At 73.0% G+C, this 26,130-nt stretch carries 22 protein-coding genes and 1 pseudogene; 20 read left to right on the top strand and 3 right to left on the bottom strand.

All coding sequences use genetic code 11. From position 1 onward, the window contains the following. Nucleotides 1–46: 46 nt before the first annotated feature. Entirely contained in the window at nt 47–1,372 is a 1,326-nt protein-coding gene (locus OG392_RS16985) for a hypothetical protein (protein ID WP_329280233.1), read from the top strand. A gap of 201 nt (nt 1,373–1,573) precedes the next feature. Here OG392_RS16985 and OG392_RS16980 read toward each other — a convergent pair whose 3' ends face one another. After that, entirely contained in the window at nt 1,574–2,557 is a 984-nt protein-coding gene (locus tag OG392_RS16980) for an ATP-binding protein (protein WP_329280231.1), read from the bottom strand. Nucleotides 2,558–2,659: 102 nt separating this feature from the next. Between OG392_RS16980 and OG392_RS16975 the strand changes: the two genes are divergently transcribed. Further along, nucleotides 2,660–3,478 carry an oxidoreductase gene (locus OG392_RS16975; RefSeq protein ID WP_329280229.1) on the top strand — a complete coding sequence of 273 codons (819 nt, stop codon included), beginning with the start codon at nt 2,660–2,662 and terminating at the stop codon, nt 3,476–3,478. A 387-nt stretch (nt 3,479–3,865) separates the two neighbouring features. Here OG392_RS16975 and OG392_RS16970 read toward each other — a convergent pair whose 3' ends face one another. Further along, nucleotides 3,866–4,714: an HAD family hydrolase gene (locus OG392_RS16970; protein WP_329280226.1), complete on the bottom strand. Its 849-nt coding sequence runs from the start codon at nt 4,712–4,714 to the stop codon at nt 3,866–3,868. 451 nt (nt 4,715–5,165) lie between these two features. Between OG392_RS16970 and ssd the strand changes: the two genes are divergently transcribed. The 7 genes and pseudogenes from ssd to OG392_RS16935 all read left to right on the top strand — a co-directional run. Continuing rightward, nucleotides 5,166–6,338: a septum site-determining protein Ssd gene (ssd, locus tag OG392_RS16965; protein WP_329280224.1), complete on the top strand. Its 1,173-nt coding sequence runs from the start codon at nt 5,166–5,168 to the stop codon at nt 6,336–6,338. Continuing rightward, the gene (locus OG392_RS16960; protein ID WP_329280222.1) at nt 6,335–7,495 is read left to right on the top strand and encodes a TadA family conjugal transfer-associated ATPase; all 1,161 of its coding nucleotides are present in this window, start codon (nt 6,335–6,337) and stop codon (nt 7,493–7,495) included. The genes ssd and OG392_RS16960 overlap by 4 nt, the downstream gene beginning before the upstream one ends. Continuing rightward, nucleotides 7,492–8,382 carry a type II secretion system F family protein gene (locus tag OG392_RS16955; protein WP_329280219.1) on the top strand — a complete coding sequence of 297 codons (891 nt, stop codon included), beginning with the start codon at nt 7,492–7,494 and terminating at the stop codon, nt 8,380–8,382. The genes OG392_RS16960 and OG392_RS16955 overlap by 4 nt, the downstream gene beginning before the upstream one ends. 23 nt (nt 8,383–8,405) lie before the next feature. Further along, the gene (locus OG392_RS16950; RefSeq protein WP_443055076.1) at nt 8,406–9,173 is read left to right on the top strand and encodes a type II secretion system F family protein; all 768 of its coding nucleotides are present in this window, start codon (nt 8,406–8,408) and stop codon (nt 9,171–9,173) included. Nucleotides 9,174–9,214: 41 nt separating this feature from the next. Then, a complete protein-coding gene (locus OG392_RS16945; protein ID WP_443055075.1) occupies nt 9,215–9,421 on the top strand; it encodes a DUF4244 domain-containing protein in 207 nt (68 codons plus the stop codon). Next, on the top strand, nt 9,408–9,824 hold the full coding sequence (locus tag OG392_RS16940) for a TadE family type IV pilus minor pilin (protein WP_329280212.1): 417 nt from the start codon (nt 9,408–9,410) through the stop codon (nt 9,822–9,824). The genes OG392_RS16945 and OG392_RS16940 overlap by 14 nt, the downstream gene beginning before the upstream one ends. Next, nucleotides 9,821–10,102, top strand: a pseudogene (locus OG392_RS16935) (Rv3654c family TadE-like protein); the annotation flags it as partial. The gene OG392_RS16940 and the pseudogene OG392_RS16935, both read left to right, overlap by 4 nt. A 43-nt stretch (nt 10,103–10,145) precedes the next feature. Here the strand turns inward: OG392_RS16935 and OG392_RS16930 are convergent. Further along, nucleotides 10,146–12,707 carry a DEAD/DEAH box helicase gene (locus OG392_RS16930; protein ID WP_329280209.1) on the bottom strand — a complete coding sequence of 854 codons (2,562 nt, stop codon included), beginning with the start codon at nt 12,705–12,707 and terminating at the stop codon, nt 10,146–10,148. Nucleotides 12,708–12,788: 81 nt separating this feature from the next. Between OG392_RS16930 and OG392_RS16925 the strand changes: the two genes are divergently transcribed. From OG392_RS16925 to topA, 11 genes are all read left to right on the top strand, one after another. Then, nucleotides 12,789–13,142, top strand: a complete 354-nt coding sequence (locus OG392_RS16925; protein ID WP_015034520.1) for an STAS domain-containing protein — start codon at nt 12,789–12,791, stop codon at nt 13,140–13,142. A 15-nt stretch (nt 13,143–13,157) separates the two neighbouring features. Continuing rightward, nucleotides 13,158–13,616: an ATP-binding protein gene (locus tag OG392_RS16920; RefSeq protein WP_329280207.1), complete on the top strand. Its 459-nt coding sequence runs from the start codon at nt 13,158–13,160 to the stop codon at nt 13,614–13,616. A gap of 246 nt (nt 13,617–13,862) precedes the next feature. Then, nucleotides 13,863–16,172: a sodium-translocating pyrophosphatase gene (locus OG392_RS16915; RefSeq protein ID WP_329280205.1), complete on the top strand. Its 2,310-nt coding sequence runs from the start codon at nt 13,863–13,865 to the stop codon at nt 16,170–16,172. A 220-nt stretch (nt 16,173–16,392) separates the two neighbouring features. Then, the gene (locus tag OG392_RS16910; RefSeq protein WP_329280203.1) at nt 16,393–17,058 is read left to right on the top strand and encodes a small secreted protein; all 666 of its coding nucleotides are present in this window, start codon (nt 16,393–16,395) and stop codon (nt 17,056–17,058) included. Between the two features lie 197 nt (nt 17,059–17,255). Continuing rightward, nucleotides 17,256–18,827 carry a class I SAM-dependent methyltransferase gene (locus OG392_RS16905; RefSeq protein WP_329280201.1) on the top strand — a complete coding sequence of 524 codons (1,572 nt, stop codon included), beginning with the start codon at nt 17,256–17,258 and terminating at the stop codon, nt 18,825–18,827. After that, a complete protein-coding gene (locus OG392_RS16900; protein ID WP_329280200.1) occupies nt 18,824–19,828 on the top strand; it encodes an ArsR/SmtB family transcription factor in 1,005 nt (334 codons plus the stop codon). The genes OG392_RS16905 and OG392_RS16900 overlap by 4 nt, the downstream gene beginning before the upstream one ends. Nucleotides 19,829–19,909: 81 nt before the next feature. Beyond that, entirely contained in the window at nt 19,910–20,911 is a 1,002-nt protein-coding gene (locus OG392_RS16895; protein WP_329280198.1) for an ABC transporter ATP-binding protein, read from the top strand. Beyond that, complete coding sequence (locus OG392_RS16890) at nt 20,908–21,702, top strand: ABC transporter permease (RefSeq protein WP_329280196.1); 795 nt, start codon at nt 20,908–20,910, stop codon at nt 21,700–21,702. The genes OG392_RS16895 and OG392_RS16890 overlap by 4 nt, the downstream gene beginning before the upstream one ends. Nucleotides 21,703–21,830: 128 nt before the next feature. Continuing rightward, a complete protein-coding gene (locus tag OG392_RS16885; protein ID WP_329280195.1) occupies nt 21,831–22,622 on the top strand; it encodes an ABC transporter permease in 792 nt (263 codons plus the stop codon). Nucleotides 22,623–22,813: 191 nt separating this feature from the next. Continuing rightward, nucleotides 22,814–23,011, top strand: coding sequence for a hypothetical protein (locus OG392_RS16880; protein WP_329287320.1), 198 nt, complete (start codon nt 22,814–22,816; stop codon nt 23,009–23,011). A gap of 237 nt (nt 23,012–23,248) precedes the next feature. Further along, nucleotides 23,249–26,092 carry a type I DNA topoisomerase gene (gene topA / locus OG392_RS16875; RefSeq protein ID WP_329280193.1) on the top strand — a complete coding sequence of 948 codons (2,844 nt, stop codon included), beginning with the start codon at nt 23,249–23,251 and terminating at the stop codon, nt 26,090–26,092. The last annotated feature ends 38 nt before the right edge of the window (nt 26,093–26,130 follow it).

Below are 26,130 nucleotides of genomic sequence, written 5' to 3'. Positions count from 1 at the left end.
GTGCGACGTTGACGCCGCTCGTACGGAACCGAGGAGAGGTGCGCGGATGACAGCCGCCGGGAGAAGGACCACTGCCCAGAGGAAGGCGCTCGCCGCCGGTGCCCTCGCCGTCGCCCTGATCGGTGGCCTCGCCGGCTGCTCGGGCTCCGACGGCACCGCCACCAAGGGCGTGCAGGGCGGTGCGGGCGCCAAGAAGGGGCCGGTCGCCGCCCCGCCGAACGCGGTCCGCCTGATCGGGGACGGCTCCACCGCGTTCACCGGCGCCCAGCCCCACCAGCCCGTCTGGCAGCGCCTCAAGCCGGGCGAGACCCCGCCGCAGTTCGTCGTCTTCTCGTGGGACGGCGCCGGCGAGGACAGCCAGAAGCTCTTCTCCCACTTCCGCAAGGTGGGCAAGAAGTACGACGCCACCATGACGTACTTCCTCAGCGGCGTGTACCTGCTGCCCGAGGGGAAGCGGGACCTCTACGACCCGCCGCAGCACAGCGCCGGGCGCTCCGACATCGGCTTCAACGACACCGAGGGCATCCGTGCCACCGTCCGTGAACTGCGCGGCGCGTGGCAGGAGGGCAACGAGATCGGCACCCACTTCAACGGGCACTTCTGCGGGGCCGAGGGCGGCGTCGGCACCTGGTCCGTCGAGGAGTGGAAGAGCGAGATCAAGCAGGCCAAGTCCTTCGTCAAGAACTGGAAGACCAACTCGGGGCTGCGCGCCGAGCAACCGCTGCCGTTCGACTACGACAAGGAACTCGTCGGCGCCCGCACCCCCTGCCTCGAAGGCCGGACGAACTTCGTCCAGGCGGCGGCGCAGCTGGGCTTCCGCTACGACACGAGCGGCGTCAACGACCACATCTGGCCCAAGAAGGACCTGGGCCTGTGGGACCTGTCGCTCCAGCTCGTGCCGGTCCCGGGTCGCGCCTTCCAGACGCTGTCCATGGACTACAACTTCATGGTCAACCAGTCGCCGGGCACGACCCAGGGCGACCCGTCCCAGCGCGAGCGCTGGGGCGACCAGATGCGGGACGGCCTGGTGCAGGCCTTCGAGCGCTCGTACCGGGGCAACCGCGCGCCGCTCGTCATCGGCAACCACTTCGAGTCCTGGAACGGTGGCGTGTACATGCGGGCCATCGAGGAGACCATCGCCACGGTCTGCGTCCAGAAGGACGTGAAGTGCGTGTCCTTCCGGCAGCTCGCCGACTGGCTCGACGCCCAGGACCCGGACGTCATCGCCAAGATGCGCACCCTGAAGGTCGGCGAGGCCCCGTCGGACGGTTGGAAGGCCTTCCTCGCCCCTCAGCCGACGACGGCCCCGGCCGCCCCGGCGGCGGCGGGCGCCAGGGCGACGACCGCCGCCCAGCAGACCGAACGGCGCTGAGGCTCCCGGCACGTACGACAACGGGGCCGGCCTGCGCGGCCAGGCCGGCCCCTCGGGTCCGTCCGTGCCCCCCGGCGCGCGGTGCGGCCCCTCGGTCCGTTCGTGCCGTCCCGCTCGCGTGGGGCGGGGCCTCGCGGCTGACGCCGGACTCGTCCGGCGGTCGGCCCCGGTGTCGGCGGCCGCCGCCTTCCGTCGCGGTCGTCAGCCGAGCCGCGCGGTCATCGGCTCGCCGAGGACGAAGTCGGGGTCGATCTGGGCGGCCAGGTCGGCGCCCGTCTTGGCATTGCCCCAGCTCTCCGCGTTGCGCAGGTGGAAGTGGACCATCTGGCGCGTGTAGCGGTCCCAGTCGCGGTCGGCGTACGAGTCGTCCGCCGCGTCCTGGAGGGCCTGGAGCGACATCCGGTTCTCCGCCTCCAGGAGCTCGAAGCGGGGCGGCCGGCCTTTCTCCATCGCGCGGACCCAGTCCGAGTGGCCCACCGTCACGAGCAGGTCGTCGCCGACCTCCGCGCGCAGGAAGTCCAGGTCGTCCTGGCCCTGCACCTTGTTGCCGACCACCTTGAGCGCGACGCCGAAGTCCCGCGCGTACTCCTTGTACTGGCGGTAGACCGAGACGCCCTTGCGGGTCGGCTCGGCGATCAGGAACGTCATGTCGAAGCGGGTGAAGAGGCCGGAGGCGAAGGAGTCCGAGCCGGCGGTCATGTCGACCACCACGTACTCGTCGGCGCCGTCGACCAGGTGGTTCAGGCACAGTTCCACCGCGCCGACCTTCGAGTGGTAGCAGGACACCCCGAGGTCCGACTCCGTGAAGGGCCCGGTCGCCATCAGACGGATCTCGCCGTCGTCGAGCGCCACCGTCCGCGCGCAGGCCTCGTAGACCGGGTTCTCTTCGTGGACCCGCAGCAGCCGCGAGCCCTCCCCGGGCGGCGTCGTCTTGATCATCGTGTCGGCGGAGACGATCCGGGGGTTGCTGCCCCGCAGGTACTCCTTGATCAGCGGCAGATGCGCGCCCATCGCGGGCAGCGCGGCGGCGTCCGTGTCGGGCAGGCCGAGCGCGGCGCCCAGGTGCTGGTTGATGTCGGCGTCGACGGCTACGACCGGGGCTTCGTTGGCTGCGAGGTGGCGGATGAAGAGCGAGGACAGCGTGGTCTTGCCGCTGCCGCCCTTCCCCACGAAAGCGATCTTCATGTTCACCTAGGGTAGTGGCATGAACGCGCCCCGTGGTCGTGATGCGTGAAGAAGACCACTCCATCGTGGGGCGGGCCGCCGGGGCGCGTAGCCTCCCTACTTATGAGTACGCACGCCTCTGACCCCTTGGCCGCCCTCGGCTCCCTGCCGGGCGTCGCCGACGCGGTGGACTCCGTACGCAAGGCCGTCGACCGGGTCTACGGCCACCGTGTGATGCGTCGCCGCAGCAACGAGATCTCCTCCGAGGCGGCCCTGCGCGGGGCGCGCGGATCGGCCGCCCTGTCGGGCGCCGACTGGGCCCTGGAAGAGGTCCGCCGCCGCACCGACTTCGGCTCCGACGCCGAGGCCCGCACGGTCGGCGCCGCCCTTCGCCTCGGCGCCGAGGCCGGGCAGCTGCTCTCCATCTGGCGCCAGTCGCCGCTGCGGGTCCTCGCCCGGCTCCACCTGGTCGCCGCGGGCGACCCGGGCGCCTCGGTCGGCCGCCCCCGGCTGGACGGTGAGACGGTCGACGAACCGCTGGTCGCGGCCCCGCTGCCGACGCCCGCCGAGGTCGGCGGACGGCTCGACGGCCTGGCGGAGCTGATCGTCGCGGGCGGCGAGGCCCCCGCGCTCGTGACGGCCGCGGTGGTCCACGGCGAGCTGCTCGCGCTGCGCCCCTTCACCTCGTACAACGGCCTGGTCGCGCGGGCCGCCGAGCGGATCGCGCTGGTCGGAAGCGGTCTCGACCCGAAGGCGATCTGCCCGGCGGAGGTCGGTCACGCCGAGCAGGGACGGGCCGCCTACCTGGCCGCGTTCGAGGGGTATCTGTCGGGGACGCCCGAGGGCGTCGGCGGCTGGATCGCCCACTGCGGCCGCTCGGTCGAACTCGGTGTCCGCGAGTCGACAGCCGTGTGCGAGGCCCTCCAGCGCGGCGCGGCCTGAACCGACGCGGGGCGGACGGCGGCGTCGCTACGCATCCCCGTCCCGGCAAACGAATCCGGGCCCCTCGCGGGGCCCGGAACGGGTTGCGGCGGCACCCGTTCAGGTACCGCCGCTGGCACGTCTACCCAGTTACCATGCGTCCTCGAATATGTGCCCATCAGGCCGGGAACTTTGCCCGTGGCCTGGTGCGGCTGGCCCGTAATCGACGGGTCGACGTCGCGTGGGTGCTCGGTTTCTGTGCTAGGTCCGTGGGGCCTTCATGCTCAACAGGTGATCCTCTCGGATGTCCTCGGTCTCGCGGGCCTGATTCCTTTCTACTCCTGTCGGGGTAGAAGCGAAAGTGCTGGCTCCACTTCTCTGCTCATTGCTCACATCAGGGCAAAGTCATCAGCAGGCCGATGAAGCGAGCGCAGCCTGACGACGCCGGGCGGCGTACCAGACGAGGCCGGCCCCCACGGCCGCGGCGCCGACCGCCGCCGCGGCGACCAGCGTGGGACGTGGCGGCATACGGAATTCGGGCAGCCGCTGCTTGAGCCGTACCGGCTTCTCGAAGGCGAGGACCGGCCATTCCCGCGCCACGGCCTCACGGCGCAGCGCCCGGTCCGGATTGACCGCGTACGGGTGCCCGACGGCCTCCAGCATGGGGATGTCGGTCGCCGAGTCGCTGTACGCGAAGCAGCGGGAGAGGTCGTAGCCCTCGGACTTCGCGAGCTCCCGGACGGCCTCGGCCTTCGTCGGCCCGTAGGCGTAGTACTCCACCTCACCGGTGAAGCAGCCGTCCTCCCCGACCACCATCCGGGTGGCGACGACCCGGTCGGCGCCGAGCATCTCGCCGATCGGCTCGACGACCTCGGCGCCGGAGGTCGAGACGATCACGACGTCGCGGCCGGCGGCGTGGTGCTCCTCGATGAGGGAGGCGGCCTCGTCGTAGATGATCGGGTCGATCAGGTCGTGAAGGGTCTCGGCGACGAGCTCCTTCACCTGGGCCACGTTCCAGCCTTTGCAGAGCGCGGAAAGATATTCACGCATCCGCTCCATCTGGTCGTGATCGGCCCCACCTGCCAGGAAGACGAACTGGATGTAGGCCGTCCGCAGGGCGGCGCGGCGGCTGATCAGTCCGCCCCGGTAGAAGGACTTGCTGAAGGTCAGCGTCGAGGACTTCGCAATGACCGTCTTGTCCAGGTCAAAGAAGGCGGCTGTGCGCGGCAAGGAGTGGTTTTCCACAAGCCTGAGCATAGGTGCCCGCCATTCGGCGTACGCTGGGGCGCGTGGGTTTGCCTGAGAAGGCTCTCGGGTACACCATGGAAGTCACGGATCGTTCGCGACCGTGCTAACCCGGTCCGGCTCCTCCCCCCCCCGAGTCGGCCGGAGAGACGACCCCCGCTCTCCCCCCCGGCGGGGGTCGTCGCATGTCCGGAGCCGTTTTGGTGCTGCGGGACATCGTCCTCCTCCTTCCTTCCGGCCATCGGCCGCGCATCGTCCGGCGCTCGCCCCAGCCCTCGATTCATCACTCACAGTAACCGGCGGGCTGCGTTCCGGACAGTCCCCTGAGGGGTGACGAAGATATTGACAGGGCTTCGGATATCCACAGTTTTTCGGCAAGATCCCCAGGATTTCCGGTACGGCCCCACGGTGATTCCTGTCGCGAAGTTCGCGAACGGCAGGAATCACGAGAGGGGTGGGCGTCATGGAGACTTCCAGGACTTCCGGGGGCAGGGGTGCGCCGTGGACCGCGGTGCCGAGCGGGGCGGACCGGGCTCCGGTGCCGAGTGGTCCGGACGGGGCCGGAGCCCAGGAGCAGCGCCGCGCCGGGCCGTTGATCGTCACGGAGGACCTCGGGCTGCTCGACGACCTCCTCAGGCTGTGCGCCGCGGCCGGGGTCGAGCCCGAGGTGCACCACCGGGTGCCGGAGCGCCGGGCGCACTGGACCGACCCGCCGCTCGTCCTGGTCGGTGACGACGCCGCCGCCCGGTGCCGGGGAGCGGCCCGCCGGCCCGGGACCGTCCTCGTCGGGCGCGACCGGGACGATTCGGAGGTGTGGCGGCTCGCCGTCGAGATCGGGGCCGAGTGCGTGCTGCGGCTTCCGGACGCCGAGGGGCTGCTCGTCGACCGCATCGCCGACGCGGCCGAGGGCGTGGGCCGGCAGGCACTGACCGTCGGGGTCGTCGGCGGCCGAGGCGGCGCGGGCGCCTCCACCCTTGCCTGTGGTCTCGCGCTCGCCGCCGCGCGATCCGGGCGGCGCACCCTGCTCGTCGACGGAGACCCCTTGGGCGGGGGACTCGACGTGTTGCTCGGCGGCGAGCGCGAGGAGGGCAGACGATGGCCCGACTTCGCGGGCTCGAAGGGCCGGCTCGCCGGCGGCGCCCTGGAGGAGTCCCTGCCGTCCGTGCGGGGTGTCCGGGTGCTCAGCTGGGGCAGGGAGCCCGCGGATGCGGTGCCGGTGGAGGCCGTGCGGTCCGTGCTCGCGGCGGCCCGCCGGCGGGGCGGGATCGTCGTGGTCGACCTGCCCCGGGCGGCCGACCCGGCGGCCGTCGAGGCCCTGGCCCAGCTCGACCTCGGACTGCTCGTCGTGCCGGGCGAGTTGAGGGCCGTCGCGGCCGCGCACCGGGTGGCGTCGACGCTCTCCATGGGCGTGCGCGACGTGCGGGCGGTGGTCCGGGGGCCGTATGCGGCGGGGCTCGACGAGCGATGGGTCGCCGACGCTCTGCGGCTGCCGCTCGCCGGTGAACTCCCCTACGACCCGGGGATCGTGGCCGATCAGGACGCGGGCGTGCCGCCGGGCGCGGAGCCCCGTGGTCCGCTCGGACGGTTCTGCGACGCCTTCTGGGTGAGGGCTCTCGCCTCTGGTGGTGCGGCGTGACCGGGAGCGGCGGTGCGGGGCTGCTGGACGCGGTGCGGCAGCGGCTCGCGGCGAGCGGGTCCGAGCCCACCCCGGCGCGGGTCGCGGCGGCGCTGCGGGCCCAGGGTCGGCTGCTCGGCGACGCGGAGGTGCTGGGCGTGGCCGAGGAGTTGAGGTGCGAGTTGATCGGCACCGGTCCGCTCGAACCGCTGCTCGCCGACCCGGACGTCACCGACGTCCTGGTCTCGGCACCCGACCGGGTGTGGGTGGACCGCGGCGTCGGCCTCGAGCGGGCCCCGGTGTCCTTCACCGACGCCGCCGCCGTGCGCAGGCTGGCGCAACGGCTCGCGGCGGTGGCCGGACGCAGGCTCGACGACGCCAGGCCGTGGGTGGACGCGCGCCTGCCCGACGGCACCCGGATGCACGCCGTGCTGCCACCCGTGGCGGTCGGCTCGACCTGTCTGTCGCTCCGGGTGGTCCGCCCGCGCGCCTTCACCCTGGAGGAGCTGGCGGCGGCGGGCACGGTGCCGCCGGGCGGCGCGCCCATTCTGCGCGCGCTGATCGACGCCAGGGTGTCGTACCTGGTCAGTGGTGGCACGGGGACGGGGAAGACCACGCTGCTCGCCTCTCTGCTCGGGCTGGTGGGGGAGCGGGAGCGGATCGTCCTCGCCGAGGACTCGGCGGAGCTGCGGCCCGACCATCCGCACGTGGTGCGTCTGGAGGCCCGGCCCGCGAACCAGGAGGGCGCCGGGCTCGTGACCTTGCGGGACCTGGTCCGGCAGGCCCTGCGGATGCGGCCGGACCGGTTGGTGGTCGGCGAGGTCCGGGGCGGTGAGGCGGTCGATCTGCTCGCCGCTCTCAACACCGGCCATGAAGGCGGCTCGGGCACTCTCCACGCCAACACCGCGGCGGACGTGCCGGCGCGGCTCGAAGCCCTGGGGACTGCGGCCGGGCTCGACCGGGCCGCCCTGCACAGCCAGTTGGGGGCCGGTCTGTCGGTCGTGCTGCATCTCGCGCGGGACGGGGACGGGCGGCGGCGGATCGCCGAGGCGCACGTCCTGGAGCGGGACCGGGACGGTCTGGTGCGGACGGTTCCCGCGCTCCGGTGGAGCGCGTCCGGGTTCGAGCGGGAGCGGGGCTGGGACCGGCTGAGGTCGCTGATCGGAGGGGGATCGTGAGCACGACGGGGGTGCCCGTACGGGATGTGGCCCAGGCGGTGGCGGCGGTCTGTGCCGTCGCGGCGTTGTGGGAGGTGGTGGAGCGCAGGCGCGCCACGGGCCGGGCGCGACTGGTGCTCGGCGGTGGGGTTTCCGGGGTCCCCGGGGCTCTCGGGGGGCGGGCGGTGTGGTCGGCGGTGGCCGCGCGCTGGTGGGCCGTGCTGCGGGGACGGCGGGCCTGGCTGTGTCTGCCGGTGGCGGGAGTCGTCGCGCTGCTCGGTGAGTCGCCGCTGCCGCTGATCGCGGGAGCGGTCGCGGTGCCGGTCGTCGGGCGGCGGCTGCGCGAGGCCGGGCGCCGGAGGGAAGGCGAGGCGCGGGCCGAGCGCGTGGTGGCCCTGTGCGGGGCCGTCGTGGGGGAGTTGAGGGCCGGTTGGCAGCCCGCGCAGGCCCTGGCCTTCGCGGCCCGCGAGACGGGCGCGCTCGGCGACGAGGAGGCGGCGGTGCTCGCCGCGGCCCGGTTCGGCGGGGACGTGCCGGAGGCCCTGCGCGGAGCGGCCGGGCAGGACGGCGCCGACGGGCTCTCGGGCATGGCGGCCTGCTGGCAGGTGGCCGTGGACGGGGGCGCGGGCCTGGCGGCCGGGCTCGACCGGCTCGAAGCGGCCCTGCGGGACCACCGCGAGCAGCGCGAGCGGTTGCGGGCCGAACTCGCCGGGGCCTGGGCGACGGTGGTGGTTCTCGCGGTGCTGCCGCTCGCGGGTGTCGCCCTCGGCGCGGCTCTGGGCGCGGACCCGCTGCGGGTGCTGCTGCACACGCCGGCGGGCCTGGGCTGCCTTGCCGTGGGCGGGGCTCTGGAGGCGGCGGGGCTGTGGTGGGCCGCGCGGATCGTCCGAGCAGGGGAGCGGACGTGACGGGGGCCGTGCAGGTGGCCGTGATGACGGCCGCGGCGATCGTCTGGGGCGAGCAGGGTGTGCGGGAACTGGTGGGCGGGCGGAGGGCGCGTGGGATGCGGCGGAGGCTGCGAGACGTGCTGCCGGCCCCGGCGGCAGCCGTGCCCGCGGCCCCGGCCCCGCGATCGCGAGGGGTTCGGTCCGCAGGGCTGCCGCCGTGGGTGGGGCACTGGGCGGCGCCCTTCGGGGCGGCCGGGCTCGGCTGGGTGCTGTTCGGGGTGCTCGGCGGCTTGACGGCCGCCGTGCTGGTGGCCGTCGTCGTCAGACGCGGAGCGGCGGGCAGGTCGGACGTGCCGACGGACGCGGAGGAGGACACGGTGCGGCATCTTCCGCTGGCCGCCGATCTGTTGGCGGCCTGTGCCTCGGCCGGTGCCGGGCCCGGGGAGGCGGCGGAGGCCGTCGGGCGGTCCCTGGGAGGCGCGCTGGGCGAGCGGCTGACCCGTACGGCGGCCGAGCTGCGGCTCGGTGGCGAACCGGCCGAGGTGTGGCGGAGGTTCGGCGCGATACCGGGCGCCTCGGGCCTCGCGCGCTGCATGGAGCGGGCCGGCTCCTCGGGGGCGCCCGCGGCGGAGGCCGTCGCCCGGCACGCGGCCGCGCTGCGGTCGGCCCGCGCCCGGACGGCGGCGGCAGGGGCGCGCCGGGCGCAGGTGCTGATCAGCGGGCCCGTGGGGCTCTGCTTCCTGCCGGCCTTCCTGGCGGTGGGGGTGGCCCCGGTGGTCATCGGCCTGGCGACGGGACTTCTGGACGGATGAACGGCATGACACGACGAGAACGACGGACCGAGGAGGTCGGCATGGGAGTCAGGGCGGCTACGGGCGAGTGGTGGCGGACACGACGGGAGGCGGCGGACCGTGACGCGGGGATGACCACGTCCGAGTACGCGGTGGGGACGATCGCGGCGGCGGGGTTCGCCGCGGTCCTGTACAAGATCGTGACCAGCGAAACGGTCTCGGGGGCGCTGGAGTCGATGATCGGGAAGGCCCTCGATGCGCCGTTCTGACCGGGGCTTCGTGACCGTGGAGGCGGCGCTGGTGTTGCCGGTCCTCGCCCTCTTCACGGTCACGCTGCTCTGGGCGCTGGCGGCGGCCGCCGCGCAGATCCGCTGTGTGGACGCGGCCCGGGCCGGGGCACGGGTCGCGGCCCGCGCCGAGCCCGTGGCCTCCGCCGAGTCGGCCGCGCGGGCCGCCGCGCCCGAGGGCGCGCGGGTCGCGGTGACCCGCTCGGGGGAGCTGTGGCGGGTGACGGTGGAGGCCGCGGCGCCGGGCCCCCGGGGCATGGGACTGACCCTGCGGGCGGAGGCCGCGGCGCTCGCTGAGGCCATACCGCTCGACGGCCCGGCAGCGGGCGGCTCGGAAGCGGGCGGGCTGGTGTCCGGCGGCCCGGAGAGCGGGGGGCCGTCGTGACGGCCGTGGCCGTTCGTGGTCGCGGCCGGGACAGGGGTGCGGCGACGGTGTGGGCGGCGTTCGCGGCCTGTGCGCTGTGCGTGCTGTTCGGGGCGGTGCTCGCGCTCGGGCAGGCGGTGGCGGCACGGCACCGGGCCGGCGGGGCGGCCGACCTGGCGGCGCTCGCCGCCGCCGACCGGGCGCTGTGGGGCGAGGGCGAGGCCTGTGCCGCCGCCTCCCGCGTGGCCGCCGCGCAGGGCGCCGAGCTGGTGGGCTGCACGGTGCGAGGCGAACTCGCGGAGGTGACCGCCCGGGTCGTAGGCGGCCTCTACCGGCCGCCGATCAGGTCCCGGGCGGGACCTCCGGGGCCTCCGGGTCCTCCGGGACCGCCGGGGCCCCCGGGGGTTCCGGAGCCGTCTCCGGGGGCGGCTGGGGCGTCTCGGGTGTCTTCGGGGGCTCCGGGGCCTCGCGGAGGATCTCCGTGAGGAGACGGACCGCGCCGCGCTTGTGGAGGGGGTCGTTGCCGTTGCCGCACTTGGGGGACTGGATGCATGACGGGCAGCCCGCCTCGCACTCGCAGGAGGCGATGGCCTCCCGGGTGGCCGTCAGCCAGGCGCGGGCCGTGTGGAAGGCGCGCTCGGCGAAGCCCGCGCCGCCCGGGTGGCCGTCGTACACGAAGACGGTGTGCAGCAGGGTGTCCGGGTGGAGCGGTACGGACACCCCGCCGATGTCCCAGCGGTCGCAGGTGGCGAAGAGCGGCAGCATGCCGATGGAGGCGTGCTCGGCGGCGTGCAGGGCGCCCCCGAGGATCTCCGGGGTGACCCGGGCGGCGTCGAGCTGGTCCTCCGTGACCGTCCACCACACGGCGCGGGTGCGCAGGGTGCGGGGCGGCAGGTCGAGCTTGGTCTCGCCGAGCACCTCGCCCGTGATCAGGCGGCGGCGCAGGAAGGAGACGACCTGGTTGGTGACCTCGACGGAGCCGTAGCAGAGGCGGCCGGCTCCCCAGGGGATCTCGGTCTCGGTGTCGAGGACGGCGATGGAGGTGGTGTCGCGGGCGGTGGTCGAGTACGGCGGGACGGCCTCCTCCACGAGCGCCACGGAGTCCTTGAGGTCCAGTTCCCGCACCAGGTAGGTGCGGCCCTGGTGGAGGTGGACGGCGCCCTCGTGGACGGCCGCGTGGGAGGCGGCCTCGTCGACGGTGCCGAGCAGCCGGCCGGTGCCGGCCTCCACGATCCGGACGGGGCTGCCGCCTCCGCCCCGGATGTCGGTGAGGTCGGCGGCCCGCTCGCGGCGGGTCCAGTACCAGCCGGTGGAGCGGCGGCGCAGCAGGCCTGCGCCCTCCAGCTGGGGCAGCAGGTCCGGGACGGCCGGGCCGAAGAGGGCAAGGTCCGGCTCGGTCAGCGGGAGCTCCGCGGCGGCGGCGCACAGATGGGGGGCGAGGACGTAGGGGTTGTCGGGGTCGAGGACGGTCGACTCGACCGGCTGGTCGAAGATCGCCTCCGGGTGGTGGACCAGGAAGGTGTCCAGCGGGTCGTCCCGGGCGATCAGGATCGCCAGGGCGCCCTCGCCCGAGCGGCCGGCACGGCCCGCCTGCTGCCACAGCGAGGCCCGGGTGCCCGGGTAGCCGGCGATCAGGACCGCGTCCAGGCCGGAGACGTCCACGCCCAGCTCCAGGGCGGTCGTGGCGGCCAGTCCGAGGAGTTCGCCGGAGTGCAGGGCCCGCTCCAGGGCGCGGCGCTCCTCCGGGAGGTAGCCGCCGCGATAGGCGGCGACCCGGCGGGCGAGTGACCGGTCGGTCTCGGCGAGGCGTTCCTGGGCGATCACCGAGATCAGTTCGGCGCCGCGCCGGGAGCGTACGAAGGCGACCGAGCGGACGCCCTGGCGGGTCAGGTCGGTCAGCAGGTCCGCGGTCTCCGCGGTGGCGGTGCGGCGCACGGGCGCTCCCCGCTCGCCGTGCAGCTCGGTCAGCGGCGGCTCCCACAGGGCGAAGACCAGCTCGCCGCGCGGGGAGGCGTCGTCGGAGACCTCGGTGACCGGCAGGCCGGTGAGGCGGCCGGCGGCGAGGGCGGGTTCGGCGGAGGTGGCGGAGGCGAGGAGGAAGACCGGCTCGGAGCCGTACCGGGCGCAGATCCGGCGCAGTCGCCGCAGCACCTGGGCGACGTGGGAGCCGAAGACGCCCCGGTAGGTGTGGCACTCGTCGATCACGACGTAGCGCAGGGAGCGCAGGAAGGAGGCCCACCTGGGGTGGGAGGGGAGTATGCCCCGGTGCAGCATGTCGGGGTTGGTCAGCACGTGGTTCGCGTACTGGCGGACCCACTCGCGTTCCTCGACGGGTGTGTCGCCGTCGTAGACGGCCGGGCGGATCCGGTTGCCGAGCGGGGCGGCCAGTTCCCGGACGGCGCGCCGCTGGTCGGCGGCGAGGGCCTTGGTGGGCGAGAGGTACAGGGCGGTGGCCCCGCGGCCGTTCGGGGCCTCCGAGCCGTCCAGGAGGGCGCTCAGGACCGGGGCGAGGTAGGCGAGCGACTTGCCCGAGGCGGTTCCGGTGGCGATCACCACGTTCTCGCCGTCCAGGGCGTGCTCTGCGGCCTCCGCCTGGTGTGCCCAGGGGTGCTCGATCCCGGCCGCCTCGATCGCCGCGACCACCTCCGGACGGATGCGATGCGGCCAGACGGCATGACGACCCTCCCGGGCGGGCATGTGCTCCGTATGAGTGATGCGCGCGGCCCGGCTCTCGCCCGAGGAGAGCCGGTCGAGGACCATGCCGGGGGAGGGGCGGCTGCCCGTGTCTCCGGCCGGTCGACGGGGGCGCTGATTCTTGGCCATCGGCACCGAGTGTGTCACTGCCATGACGGACAATGCTTCCAAGGCGTCGTGCATGGCTGCTGGTAAGTGATTGAATGCCATCGCGGCTGGCGATCAGTTCCCTGACTCCGCCCGGGAGACCCAGTGGGAACGATCGTTCGATAGCAAGGTGCTGGAGGATCCGTGGACCTGTCCCTGTCGACTCGCAATGTGTCCGGCGCTGGTGGCGACCGTACGGTCGTCGAGGTCGGTGGCGAGATTGATGTGTATACCGCGCCCAAGCTGCGCGAGCAGTTGGTCGAGTTGGTGAACGACGGCAGCTACCACCTGGTCGTCGACATGGAGGGCGTGGACTTCCTCGACTCCACCGGTCTCGGCGTGCTCGTAGGCGGCCTGAAGCGCGTTCGTGCCCACGAGGGCTCGCTGCGTCTGGTCTGCAACCAGGAGCGCATTCTGAAGATTTTCCGGATCACGGGTCTCACCAAGGTGTTCCCGATCCACACCTCGGTCGACGAGGCCGTCAACGCCGTCGACTGAGCCCAGGGGGTTCGTATGGCAACCGTTGAACTCCGCTTCAGCGCTCAGCCCGAGCACGTCCGTACGGCCCGCCTGGTGGCGGCCGCGGTGGCGCGCCGGGCCGGGGTGGACGAGGCGGTCCTCGACGAGGTGCGGCTCGCCGTGGGTGAGGCGTGTTCGCGTGCCGTCGGGCTGCACCGCAGCAACGACGTGACGACGCCCATCAGGGTCGTGCTGACCGAGGAGGAGAAGACGTTCTCCATCGAGGTCGGCGACGAGGTCCCGGGTGCGGGGGTCGCGGCGGCCGATGCCGCCGGTGTCCCCGGCGCGCGGGCCGCGGCCCCGGCCGAGGAATTCGACGACGCCGACGGTGAGGACGAGATGGGTCTCGCGGTGATCCGCGGGCTCGTCGACGATGTCGAGGTGAGCGCCGGCGAGGACGGCGGCACCATCCGGATGAGCTGGCCGGTGAACTCGGCGGACATCCTGTCCTGACCCGAGCGGGCCGTCATGACCCGAACGGAGTCACGAAGCACGACGAGAAGAGGCCCTGCCCCGCAGGGCCTCTTCTCGTCGTGCGACGGGTCGCCCTCCGCCCCGTGGCCGCCCCCGTAGCGCACCGAACCGAACAGAACCGGATCGAACCGGCCCCGCTCCGCTCGGGACCCCGATTGGTGCATCCGCGCGGGGGGCTTCCGGCGTCCCCGTACGTACCGGTCTGTCTCTCTATGATCCGTCCCCATGTACCCCACATCTCTCGCCGCGGCGGTGCTCACGAGCGGGAACCGGACGATCGTGTACGTCGTCGGCGCCGTCGCCCTCGCCGCGCTGGTCGTCGCACGGCTGCTCGTCCGCCAGGTGCTCAGGGCCGGTGAGGGCACCGAGCGGATGAGGGAGATCGCCGCAGCCGTGCAGGAGGGGGCCAACGCCTACCTCGCGCGGCAGCTGCGGACCGTCGCCGTCTTCGCGGTCGTCGTGTTCCTCCTGCTGATGGTGCTGCCCGCGGACAACTGGTCGCAGCGCGCCGGACGTTCCCTGTTCTTCCTGGTCGGGGCGCTCTTCTCGGCACTCACCGGGTACATCGGCATGCGGCTCGCGGTACGGGCCAACGTGCGGGTCGCGGCGGCCGCCCGGGAGGCCACGCCGGCCGAGGGCGAACCCGAGAAGAACCTGACGGAGGTGGCCCACCGGGCCACCCGGATCGCGTTCCGCACCGGTGGGGTCGTCGGCATGTGCACGGTCGGCCTCGGACTGCTCGGGGCCGCGTGCGTCGTCCTCGTCTACGCCGCCGACGCGCCCAAGGTCCTGGAGGGATTCGGACTCGGCGCCGCGCTCATCGCCATGTTCATGCGCGTGGGCGGCGGCATCTTCACCAAGGCCGCCGACGTCGGCGCCGACCTGGTCGGCAAGGTCGAGCAGGGCATCCCGGAGGACGACCCGCGCAACGCGGCCACCATCGCCGACAACGTGGGCGACAACGTCGGCGACTGCGCGGGCATGGCGGCCGACCTCTTCGAGTCGTACGCCGTCACCCTGGTCGCCGCGCTCATCCTCGGCATGGCGGCCTTCGGCGACCACGGCCTGGCGTTTCCGCTGATCGTGCCCGCGATCGGGGTGATCACCGCGGTGATCGGCATCTTCGCCGTCTCCCCGCGGCGCGCCGACCGGGGCGGGATGAGCGCGATCAACCGCGGATTCCTCGTCTCCGCCGCGATCTCGCTCGCCGGGGTCGCCGTCGCCGCCTTCGTCTACCTGCCCTCCTCCTACGCCGAGCTGGAGGGCGTCACCGAGCCCGGCATCCGCGACCACGCCGGTGATCCCCGGGTCCTCGCCCTGGTCGCCGTCGCCCTCGGCATCGTCCTCGCCGCGCTCATCCAGCAGCTCACCGGCTACTTCACGGAGACGAGCCGCCGGCCGGTCAGGGACATCGGCAAGTCCTCGCTCACCGGCCCCGCGACCGTCGTCCTCGCGGGCGTGGCGCTCGGCATGGAGTCCGCCGTCTACACGGCGCTCCTGATCGGCCTCACCGTGTACGGGGCGTTCCTGGTCGCCGGTTCCTCGATCATGCTGGCGCTGTTCGCGGTCGCCCTCGCCGGTACCGGCCTGCTCACCACGGTCGGCGTGATCGTCGCCATGGACACCTTCGGCCCGGTCGCCGACAACGCCCAGGGCATCGCGGAGATGTCCGGGGACGTGCGGGGGGCGGGTGCCCAGGTCCTCACCGACCTGGACGCCGTCGGCAACACGACGAAGGCCATCACCAAGGGCATCGCCATCGCCACCGCCGTCCTCGCCGCCGCGGCGCTGTTCGGCTCGTACCGGGACGCCATCGCCGCCTCGGTCGCCGAGGTCGGGGCGAAGGCGGACGAGCTGACCCTGTCGATGGACATCTCCCAGCCCAACAACCTGTTCGGCCTGATCCTCGGCGCGGCGGTCGTGTTCCTCTTCTCGGGGCTCGCGATCAACGCCGTGTCGCGGTCGGCGGGATCGGTGGTCCACGAGGTGCGGCGGCAGTTCCGCGAGCACCCCGGGATCATGGACTTCACCGAGAAGCCCGAGTACGGACGGGTCGTCGACATCTGCACCAAGGACGCGCTGCGCGAACTCGCCACGCCCGGGCTGCTCGCGGTGATGGCGCCGATCGCGGTCGGCTTCGCGCTGGGCGTCGGAGCGCTCGGCGCGTACCTCGCCGGAGCGATCGGCACGGGCGCCCTGATGGCCGTCTTCCTCGCCAACTCCGGCGGTGCCTGGGACAACGCGAAGAAGCTGGTCGAGGACGGGAACCACGGCGGCAAGGGCAGCGAGGCGCACGAGGCGACCGTCATCGGGGACACGGTCGGCGACCCGTTCAAGGACACGGCGGGACCGGCGATCAACCCTCTTCTGAAGGTGATGAACCTGGTCGCGCTGCTCATCGCTCCTGCCGTCGTGCGGTTCAGCTACGGAGGTGACGCCAGCGCCGGACTGCGGGCGGCGGTCGCGGGGGTCGCGCTGATCGTCGTCGTCGTCGCCGTGAGGGTCTCCAAGAGGCGTTCCGTGACGGTGTCCTGACGTGACGTCCGTACGACTGTCGTATGTGCGCCCCGTACGCGTTCCGTGCGGCCTCCCCGCGTGGTGTCCGTCTCATTCCCGGGCGCGTCGGGGGTGCGTGAGAGGTCTCTCCCTTGGGTCAAAAGACTGCAATACGGGGTGAATCGGTCGTACGAAAGGTGGAAGTAGCCCGTTCGGCGTGTATGTTCCGGGGCCGAGAGCCTTGGAAGGGACCGATCCGGTGAACAAGAAGCTTGCGGCCGCACTGTCCGGCGGCGCGGTACTCGTGCTCGCGCTGTCCGGTTGCAGCGACGACGAGGGCAACAAGGTGGACGACTGGGCGAAGACGTTCTGCGACCAGGCCAAGCCCCAGATCCAGAAGCGGGCCGACGCCCACCAGATCATCATTTCGACGGCGGCGGACAGCAAGCCCGCCGAGATCCAGGCCGCCGACTCCAAGGCGTTCCAGGACATCGCCGACGCCGACCGCGCGCTGGCCAAGGCCGTCGAGGGCGCCGGCGCCCCGCCCGTCGAGAACGGCGAGAAGGTCCAGCAGGACGCGATCAAGGAGCTCAACGCGACCGCGGTGGCCTACGAGGGCCTCAAGAAGCAGGTCGACGCGCTGGACCCGACGAACCAGCAGAAGTTCGCGGACGGCCTGCAGGGTGTCGCCGACGGTCTGACCAAGATCGAGAAGATGGACCAGAACGCCCTGTCCAAGCTGGAGGAGGGCGAGCTGGGCCAGGCGATGGCCAAGCAGCCCGGCTGCCAGAAGCCCACCGCCTCGACCCCGCCGAAGGCCTCCGGCTCGGCGTCCCCGGCGCCCGGCTCCACCGCCTCCGGCTCCTCCGACAAGGCCTCGGCGAAGCCTGCCGCCCCGACCGCGTCGGCCAAGACCGAGGAGTAGTCCCGCCGGGCGCCCCGCCCGGACCCGGTGGCAGCGGCGATGCGCCGCGGCCGCCGGGTCGTCCGGCGCCCCCGGCCGGTCGCCGTCGGGTCGGCGGTCGGCCTCTGCCGGGTCCGCCCGGGCCCGTGGCAGGGTCCGCCCGGGCCCGTCGCCGGGTCGGCCGCCCGGTTGTCGGTGGCGGCGGTCACAATGGAGCGGTGAGTACGACCAGCCTGCCTCCCCGCCTCCCGGTGCCCGCGCACGCCGCCCGTCTGCGCGAGACCCTGCTCGCCGCCGACTTCACCGCCGACGGACTCCTCGACCTGCTCGGCGCCCCGGCCTACGCCGCGCTCGCGCGCAGCGAGACCGTGCCCGCGCTGCGCGCCACCCGCGGCGACTCCCCGCTGGAGACCCTCGTCCGGCTCTTCCTGCTCCAGCAGGGCGTCGGGCACGAGCGGGCCGCCGCCTCGCTCCCGCTCGACGAGGCCCTGGGCGACGGCTGGGTGGTCCGCGAGGACGACACCGTCTCCGCCACGGTCGACATCCGGCCGTACGGCGGGCCCGACGGCGAGGACTGGTTCATCGTCTCCGACCTGGGCTGCGCCGTCGGCGGAGCCGGCGGGATCGGCAAGAAGGACGAAGGGGTCGTCCTCGGCGTCGGCGGCGCCTCCACCACCCTCGCCGGGATCACGGTCCGTACGCCGGTGTCCTCCGCGCTCGACCTCGGTACCGGCTCCGGCATCCAGGCGCTGCACGCGGCCCAGCACACCACCCTGGTCACGGCCACCGACCTCAACCCGCGCGCCCTGGACTTCACGCGGCTCACCCTCGCGCTCTCCGGCGCCCGGGAGGCCGAGCTGCTGACCGGCTCGCTCTTCGATCCGGTCGACGGGGACACGTACGACCTGATCGTCTCCAACCCGCCGTTCGTGATCTCGCCCGGCGCCCGGCTCACCTACCGGGACGGCGGGATGGGCGGCGACGACCTGTGCCGCACGCTCGTGCAGCAGGCCGGCGACCGGCTCAACGACGGCGGGTACGCCCAGTTCCTCGCCAACTGGCAGCACGTCGAGGGCGAGGAGTGGCAGGACCGGCTGCGGTCCTGGGTGCCGGCGGGCTGTGACGCCTGGATCGTGCAGCGCGAGGTCCAGGACATCACCCAGTACGCCGAGCTGTGGCTCCGTGACAGCGGGGACCACCGCGGCGACCCGGACGCGTACGCCGAGGCGTACGGGCGCTGGCTCGACGAGTTCGAGGCCCGCGAGACGCGCGCCGTGGGCTTCGGCTGGATCACGATCCGGCGGAACGGCGCCGTGGCGTCCGGCGACGTCGAGCCGTCGATCGTCGTCGAGGAGTGGCCGCACCCCGTCGAGCAGCCCCTCGGTCCCACCGTCCTCGCCCACTTCGAGCGCCAGGACTATCTCCGGTCCCACGACGACGCGGCGCTGCTCGCCGACCGGTTCACGCTCGCGCCCGAGGTGGTGCAGGAGCAGGTCGGACTCCCCGGGGCCGAGGACCCGGAGCACGTCGTGCTCCGGCAGAACCGGGGCATGCGCCGTGCCACCCGGGTCGACCACGTCGGCGCCGGCTTCGCCGGTGTCTGCGACGGCACCCTCAGCGCGGGCCGCATCCTCGACGCGATCGGGCAGCTGATGGGCGAGGACCCGGTGATACTGCGGGACCGCACCCCGCAGGCGATCCGGCTGCTCGTGGAGGAGGGTTTCCTGCTGCCCGTGGGGGACGACGAGAACGGGGGCGGCGCGCCGACCGCCGACGGGGGCGCCGCTTGATACGGATCGAGCTGGACGAGGTCTCGCTCGGCGCGACCCGGATCGCGATCAGCCCGCTGCGGGACGCGTTCTGCTCGATGCACCTCGCGCTGCCGCACCGCCGCCCCTCCTGGCCGTACCAGGAGTGGGTCGGGCAGGCGCGGGAGGTGTGGCGCGAGGACGACCGGCTCCGGCCGCTGTGGGACCTGTTCGCCGAAGGGCGGTACGAGATCTCCGACTTCCTGCTGCCCCGGCCGTTCGGCACGGTCCACATCCACGAGGAGCTCGCCGCGCTGCGGGGCACCGACCCGGAGTTCGTTCGCGCGCAGGCGGCCGTCTGCTACCCCGGCATGGGCGACGCGCCTTTCCTGCGGCCCTATCTGAAGGACCCGGAGGCCGCCTGCGCGGCGCTCGCCGACGCGTACGCGGCGTACTGGGAGGGTGCGATCGAGCCGTACTGGCCGACGATGCGACGGCTCGTGGAGGACGAAGTGCTCGTCCGCGCCAGGACGTTCGCGACCGAGGGCGTCGACGCGCTGTTCGCCGGACTGGAGACCCGGGGGCGATGGCAGCCGCCCGTGCTCGAACTGACCAAGTACATCGACGCGGAGTACGCGCCGGGCGAGCGGCGTCTCGTGCTCGTGCCGCTGGTCTTCGCCGAGGGCTGCCGGCTGTACTCCACGGACGACCCCGAGGTCTTCGCGCTCAGCTTCCAGGCCCGGGGCGCGGGCGCCCTGCGCGAACCGCCGGAGCCCGTCGCCGAGGACCGGCTCGGGCTGATGCTCGGCCGCGGCCGGGCCGCGGTGCTGCGTGAGCTGGGCGGGCCCCTGACGACGGCAGGCCTCGCCGACCGCCTCGGTCTCGCGCCCAGCACCGTCTCCGAGCATCTGTCGGTGCTCGCGGAGGCGGGTGTCGTGACCCGCCACCGGGTCGGACGCTCGGTGTACTACCAGCTGACGGACACCGGCCGCTCGCTGCTCGCGCTGCTCGCGGGGGAGGGCGTTCTCGCGGCGGTGGCCTGAAGGCGGCGGGCCGGCGTCCGACGATTCGGGGCGTTCCGAATCGATGGCCGCGCCCCTCCCCGGGCTCCTACCGTCCGGCGCATGCTCGCAATCGAGGCGGACGCGCTGCGCCGCACCTACACCGGCAGGACCGGGTGGCCGAAGTCCCGGCGGACCGAGACCGAGGCCGTCCGCGGCGTCACCTTCGACGTGGCGCCCGGGGAGCTGTTCGGGCTCCTCGGGCCCAACGGCGCCGGGAAGACCACCACCATCAAGATGCTCAACACCCTGCTCCTGCCGACCTCCGGCACGGCCCGGGTGTTCGGCCACGACGTCGCCCGCGACCCCGTCGCCGTCCGCCGCAGGATCGGGTACGTCTTCGGCGGCGACCGGGGCCTGTACGACCGGCTCTCCGCGCTCGACAACCTCCGCTACTTCGCCGAGCTGTATGCCGTCCCCGCCCGGGAGCAGAAGCGTCGCATCGCCGAACTCCTCGATCTGGTCGGCCTCCTGGGCCGGGAGAAGGAGCGCGTCGAGGGCTACTCGCGCGGCATGCGGCAGCGTCTCCACATCGCCCGCGGTCTGCTGCACCGCCCCGACGTCCTCTTCCTCGACGAGCCGTCCATCGGCGTCGACCCCGTCGCCGCCCGCGACCTGCGCCGTACGGTCGCGGATCTGGCCGCCGCCGGGACGACCGTCCTGCTCACCACCCACTACATGGCCGAGGCGGACGAGCTCTGCGACCGGATCGCGGTCATCGCGGGCGGCCGGATCCGCGCCCTCGGCACCCCCGACAGCCTCAAGTCCCGCGTACGGGACCGGGATGTGCTGGAGATAGAGGCGTACGGCGTCGACGACGAGCGGCTCCACCGGCTGCGGCGGGTGCCGGGCGTGCGGGGCGTCTCGGCCGAGGACCGGGGCGCGCTGCAGACGGTGACCGTGCAGACCGGACGGGGGGCCGCCGAGCTGCACGGACCGGTCCTCGCCGCGCTCGACGGTGTTCGGATCGGCCGGGTCACGAGCCGCGAACCGTCCCTGGAGGACGCCTACATCGCGATCGTGGAGGACACGGCGGGCGCCGCGCCGGAGGTGGCGCCGGTATGAGCGGCCGGACCGTCGACCCGCGGCGGGTCCTGCGGCTGATCCTCGTCGGAGTCCGCACGCACGTCTCGTACATGTCGCGCTCCCCGATCGAGATCACCTTCGCCGTCCTCGTCCCCCTCGTCTACGCGACCCTCGCCGTCTATCTGTTCCGTGCGGCGGGGGATCCCGACCGGCTGCTCACCGCCTCCGTCGGGGCCGGACTCATGGGCATCTGGGGTTCGGTGCTGTTCGGTTCGGGCGGCGCGGTGCAGAACCAGCGCTGGCTCGGCACCCTGGAGACCCTGGTCGTCGCGCCGACGCCGCTCGCGCTCGTCCTGCTCCCGATCACCCTGGCGACCGCCGTCATCGGCACGTACGCGATGGGCGCGACGGTCCTGTGGGGCGTCCTGCTCTTCGACGTGCCCCTGGACTTCGCACATCCGCTGCTCTTCCTGGTCGCCGTCCCGGTGTGCGTCCTCGTGCTCGGCATGACCGGGCTGCTGCTCGCCGCCACGTTCGTCCTGCTGCGCAACGCAAACGCGCTGGCCAACCCGCTCGACACCCCGGTCTGGCTGCTGTCCGGGCTGCTCGTGCCTGTCACGGTGCTGCCCGCCTGGACCCACCCGATCTCCTGGGCCCTTCCCACGACCTGGGGCGCCCGGGCCGTGCATGCGGCGACCTCCGGCGGCGACGTGCTCACCCCGCTGCTGACCGCCGCCGCGCTGGGCGCCGGGTACGCCCTGGCCGCCGTCCTCGTCCTCGGACGGGTGGAGCGCCGGGCGCGCGCCGCAGCGACCCTCGCCCTCACGTGAGACGGACGAGCACCCCCGCCCGTCCGGCGAGCACCCCCGCCCGTCCGGCGAGCACTCCCGCCCGTCCGACAGGCGCCGTCGCCCGTCCGGCGCGCACCCTCACCCGACCTTCGAGAGGCACGACAACCATGTTCCGTTTCCTCGGCACCGCGCGGCTCGTCGTCGTCGGCGGTGCGATCTCCTACCGGGCTCTCTTCAACTGGACGACCCCGCCGATGTTCATCGGAACCCTGCTGGTCGGGCCGCTCCTCCAGGTCTTCTTCTTCGTCTGTCTGGGGAGGGAACTGGGGGTCGCCGACGACCGTTTCCACCTCGTGGGGAACGCCGTCCTCGCGGCTTCCGCCTCCTGCGTGTACGGCGGCACGATGGCCGTCGCCAACGAGCGCCGGTACGGCACGCTCGGCGCGGTCCTGCTCTCGCCCAGGCACCGGGTCCCGCTGTGGACCGGGCGAGCCCTGCCGTACGTGCTCAACGGCCTGTTCGTCAGCGCCTTCGTGCTCACCGCCGCCTCGCTCGTCCTCGGCATGCCCGTGCCCGCCGGGGCGCTGCCCGGTCTGGTCCTGGTCCTGCTCGTCGCGGCCGGCGCCTGCTCGGCGTTCGGGCTCGCGCTCGGCGCGCTCGGCCTGCGCTTCCGCGATGTGTTCCTGGTGTCGAACGTGGCGAGTTCCGTACTGCTGCTGTTGACCGGCGCGGCCGTGCCCCGGGAGACGCTGCCGGAGTGGATGCGGGCCGCCGGCGAGCTGCTGCCGCTCACCCACGCGGCGGACGCGGCGCGCGGGCTGACCGCCGGCGGCGGTCTCGACGGCTCACTGCTCGGGGCCGAGCTCGCCGTGTGCGGGGGCTGGGCGCTGCTCGCAGTCGTGCTGCTGGGTGTCTTCGAGCGGGGCAGCCGACGCCGGGCCACCCTCGACACGATGTGACAGAAGAGGGGGCGAGGAGGCAGGGAAGCCCGAGAAGTACGAGAAGTGACGAGTGGGTCACTACCGGCCATCTTCGAAACCGTACGGGATGCTCCGCGTCGTTCACCCGGAATTCGCACCGCCGACGCCGGGAGGTGTCAGCCTCGCCTGCGGGAGACCAACACCGCATGTGGACGGAACGGGGTACGGGCATGGAGAGCGGGCCGGCGATCTTCGCGGGGGCGGCGTTCACGCTGTTCGGAGGCGCGCTGCTGCTGTGGACCACCGTGCGGACCATGCACCGCGCGCCCGTCGCCCACGGGGTCGCCCCACGGGCCGCCGTCGCCCTGACGAGCCTCTTCGGCGTGGCCTTCCTGGCCCTCGGCGTCTGGTGCTTCGGCCGCCTCTGACCCCTTCCCCGATCCTCTCCTGATCTTGCCGCGCCCCGCCCGGCCGGGAGTCCGGGCGGCAGGAATGCCAGGACTCGGGTTACCGTTCGAGTGGCCGTTGCGGGCTTTCGCCGTTTGACACGGGGGCGGGTTGTACCGTCACACTCCGCAGCGACGGGAGCGTCACCGTCCGTGCCGCTGCCGTGCGTGCCAGCGCCGTACGTGCCAGAGAGTGTCGATCCGGAGAGAAGAGCGAAGTTGTCCCCGACCAGCGAAGCCGCACACGGCGGCCGCCGACTCGTCATCGTCGAGTCGCCTGCCAAGGCGAAGACGATCAAGGGTTACCTCGGCCCCGGCTACGTCGTCGAGGCGAGCGTCGGGCACATCCGAGACCTCCCCAGCGGCGCCGCCGAGGTGCCCGAGAAGTACACCGGTGAGGTACGCCGCCTCGGCGTCGACGTCGAGCACGACTTCCAGCCCATCTATGTCGTCAATGCCGACAAGAAGGCGCAGGTCAGGAAGCTCAAGGAGCTCCTCGCCGAGTCCGATGAGCTCTTCCTCGCCACCGATGAGGACCGCGAGGGCGAGGCCATCGCGTGGCACCTCCAGGAAGTCCTGAAGCCCAAGGTCCCGGTCCACCGGATGGTCTTCCACGAGATCACCAAGGACGCGATCCGCGAGGCCGTCGCCAACCCGCGCGAGCTGAACCAGCGCATGGTCGACGCCCAGGAGACCCGCCGGATCCTCGACCGCCTGTACGGCTACGAGGTCTCGCCGGTCCTGTGGAAGAAGGTCATGCCCCGGCTGTCCGCCGGCCGTGTCCAGTCCGTCGCCACGCGGCTCGTCGTCGAGCGGGAGCGCGAGCGCATCGCCTTCCGTTCCGCCGAGTACTGGGACCTCACCGGCACCTTCGGCACCGGCCGCACCGGTGACGCCTCCGACCCGTCGCAGCTGGTCGCGCGGCTCGCGTCCGTCGACGGCAAGCGCGTCGCGCAGGGCCGTGACTTCGGCCCCGACGGCCGGCTCAAGAGCGACGCCGTCCTCCACCTGGACGAGGCGAACGCCCGCGCCCTGGCCGCCGCGCTCGCCGACACCGCGTTCGCGGTGCGCTCCGTCGAGTCGAAGCCGTACCGCCGCTCCCCGTACGCCCCCTTCCGCACCACCACCCTCCAGCAGGAGGCGAGCCGCAAGCTGGGCTTCGGTGCGAAGGCGACCATGCAGGTGGCCCAGAAGCTGTACGAGAACGGCTTCATCACCTACATGCGTACGGACTCCACGATCCTCTCCGACACCGCCGTCACGGCGGCGCGGGCGCAGGTCACGCAGCTGTACGGCGCCGACTACCTGCCGGAGAAGCCCCGCGTCTACGCGGGCAAGGTCAAGAACGCGCAGGAGGCGCACGAGGCGATCCGTCCTTCGGGTGATCGTTTCCGCACTCCCGCGGAGACCGGTCTGACCGGCGACCAGTTCCGGCTCTACGAGCTCATCTGGAAGCGGACCGTCGCCTCCCAGATGAAGGACGCCACCGGGAACTCGGTCACCGTGAAGATCGGTGGCCGGGCCGCCGACGGCCGCGACGCCGAGTTCAGCGCGTCCGGCAAGACGATCACCTTCCACGGCTTCATGAAGGCGTACGTCGAAGGCGCCGACGACCCGAACGCGGAGCTCGACGACCGCGAGCGGCGCCTGCCGCAGGTCGCCGAGGGCGACGCGCTGACCGCCGACGAGATCACCGTGGACGGCCACGCGACCAAGCCGCCGGCCCGCTACACCGAGGCCTCGCTGGTCAAGGAGCTGGAAGAGCGCGAGATCGGCCGCCCGTCGACGTACGCGTCGATCATCGGCACGATCCTCGACCGCGGCTATGTCTTCAAGAAGGGCACGGCCCTCGTGCCGTCCTTCCTGAGCTTCGCCGTCGTCAACCTCCTGGAGACCCACTTCGGGCGCCTCGTCGACTACGACTTCACCGCCCGGATGGAGGACGACCTCGACCGCATCGCCCGCGGCGAGGCCAAGTCCGTACCGTGGCTGAAGCGTTTCTACTTCGGTGAGACCGAGGGCGGCACGGCCGCCTCCGGCGGCGCCGCGGACGCCGGCAACGGCGACGGGGACCACCTCGGCGGCCTCAAGGAACTCGTCACCGACCTCGGCGCGATCGACGCCCGGGAGATCTCCTCCTTCCCCGTCGGCAACGACATCGTGCTCCGCGTCGGCCGCTACGGCCCCTACGTCGAGCGCGGCGAGAAGGAGGCCGAGGGCCACCAGCGCGCCGACGTCCCCGAGGAGCTCGCACCCGACGAGCTGACCGTCGAGCTCGCCGAGGAGCTGCTCGCCAAGCCGAGCGGCGACTTCGAGCTGGGTGCCGACCCGGTCAGCGGCAACCAGATCGTCGCGAAGGACGGCCGCTACGGCCCGTACGTCACGGAGATCCTGCCCGAGGGCACCCCGAAGACCGGCAAGAACGCGGTGAAGCCGCGGACGGCCTCCCTCTTCAAGTCGATGTCCCTCGACACCGTCACCCTGGAGGACGCGCTCCGGCTGATGTCCCTGCCCAGGGTCGTCGGCGCGGACGCCGAGGGCGTCGAGATCACCGCGCAGAACGGCCGCTACGGCCCGTACCTGAAGAAGGGCACGGACTCGCGGTCGCTCACCGAGGAGGAGCAGCTCTTCACGATCACCCTCGAAGAGGCGCTCGCGATCTACGCCCAGCCGAAGCAGCGGGGCCGCGCCGCGGCCAAGCCGCCGCTGAAGGAGCTGGGCACCGACCCGGTCAGCGAGAAGCCCGTCGTCGTCAAGGACGGCCGCTTCGGCCCGTACGTGACGGACGGCGAGACCAACGCCACCCTGCGGACCGGCGACAGCGTGGAGGACATCACGCCGGAGCGCGGTTACGAGCTGCTCGCCGAGAAGCGGGCCAAGGCACCGGCGAAGAAGACCGCCAAGAAGGCCCCGGCCAAGAAGGCGACCACCGCGAAGAAGACCGCCACGAAGACGGCGGCGAAGAAGACGACGACGGCCGCGAAGAAGACGGCCGCGAAGAAGACGACGACGGCCAAGAAGACGGCCACCGCGAAGAAGACGACGGCGGCCAAGCCGGAGTAGCCGACCCTGGAACGAACCGTTCCGACGGGGGTGGAGGC

The sequence above is a fragment of the Streptomyces sp. NBC_00691 genome, from assembly GCF_036226665.1.
In the GTDB taxonomy this organism is placed as follows: Bacteria; Actinomycetota; Actinomycetes; order Streptomycetales; family Streptomycetaceae; genus Streptomyces.
This window is presented reverse-complemented; position numbering and strand designations above follow the sequence as displayed.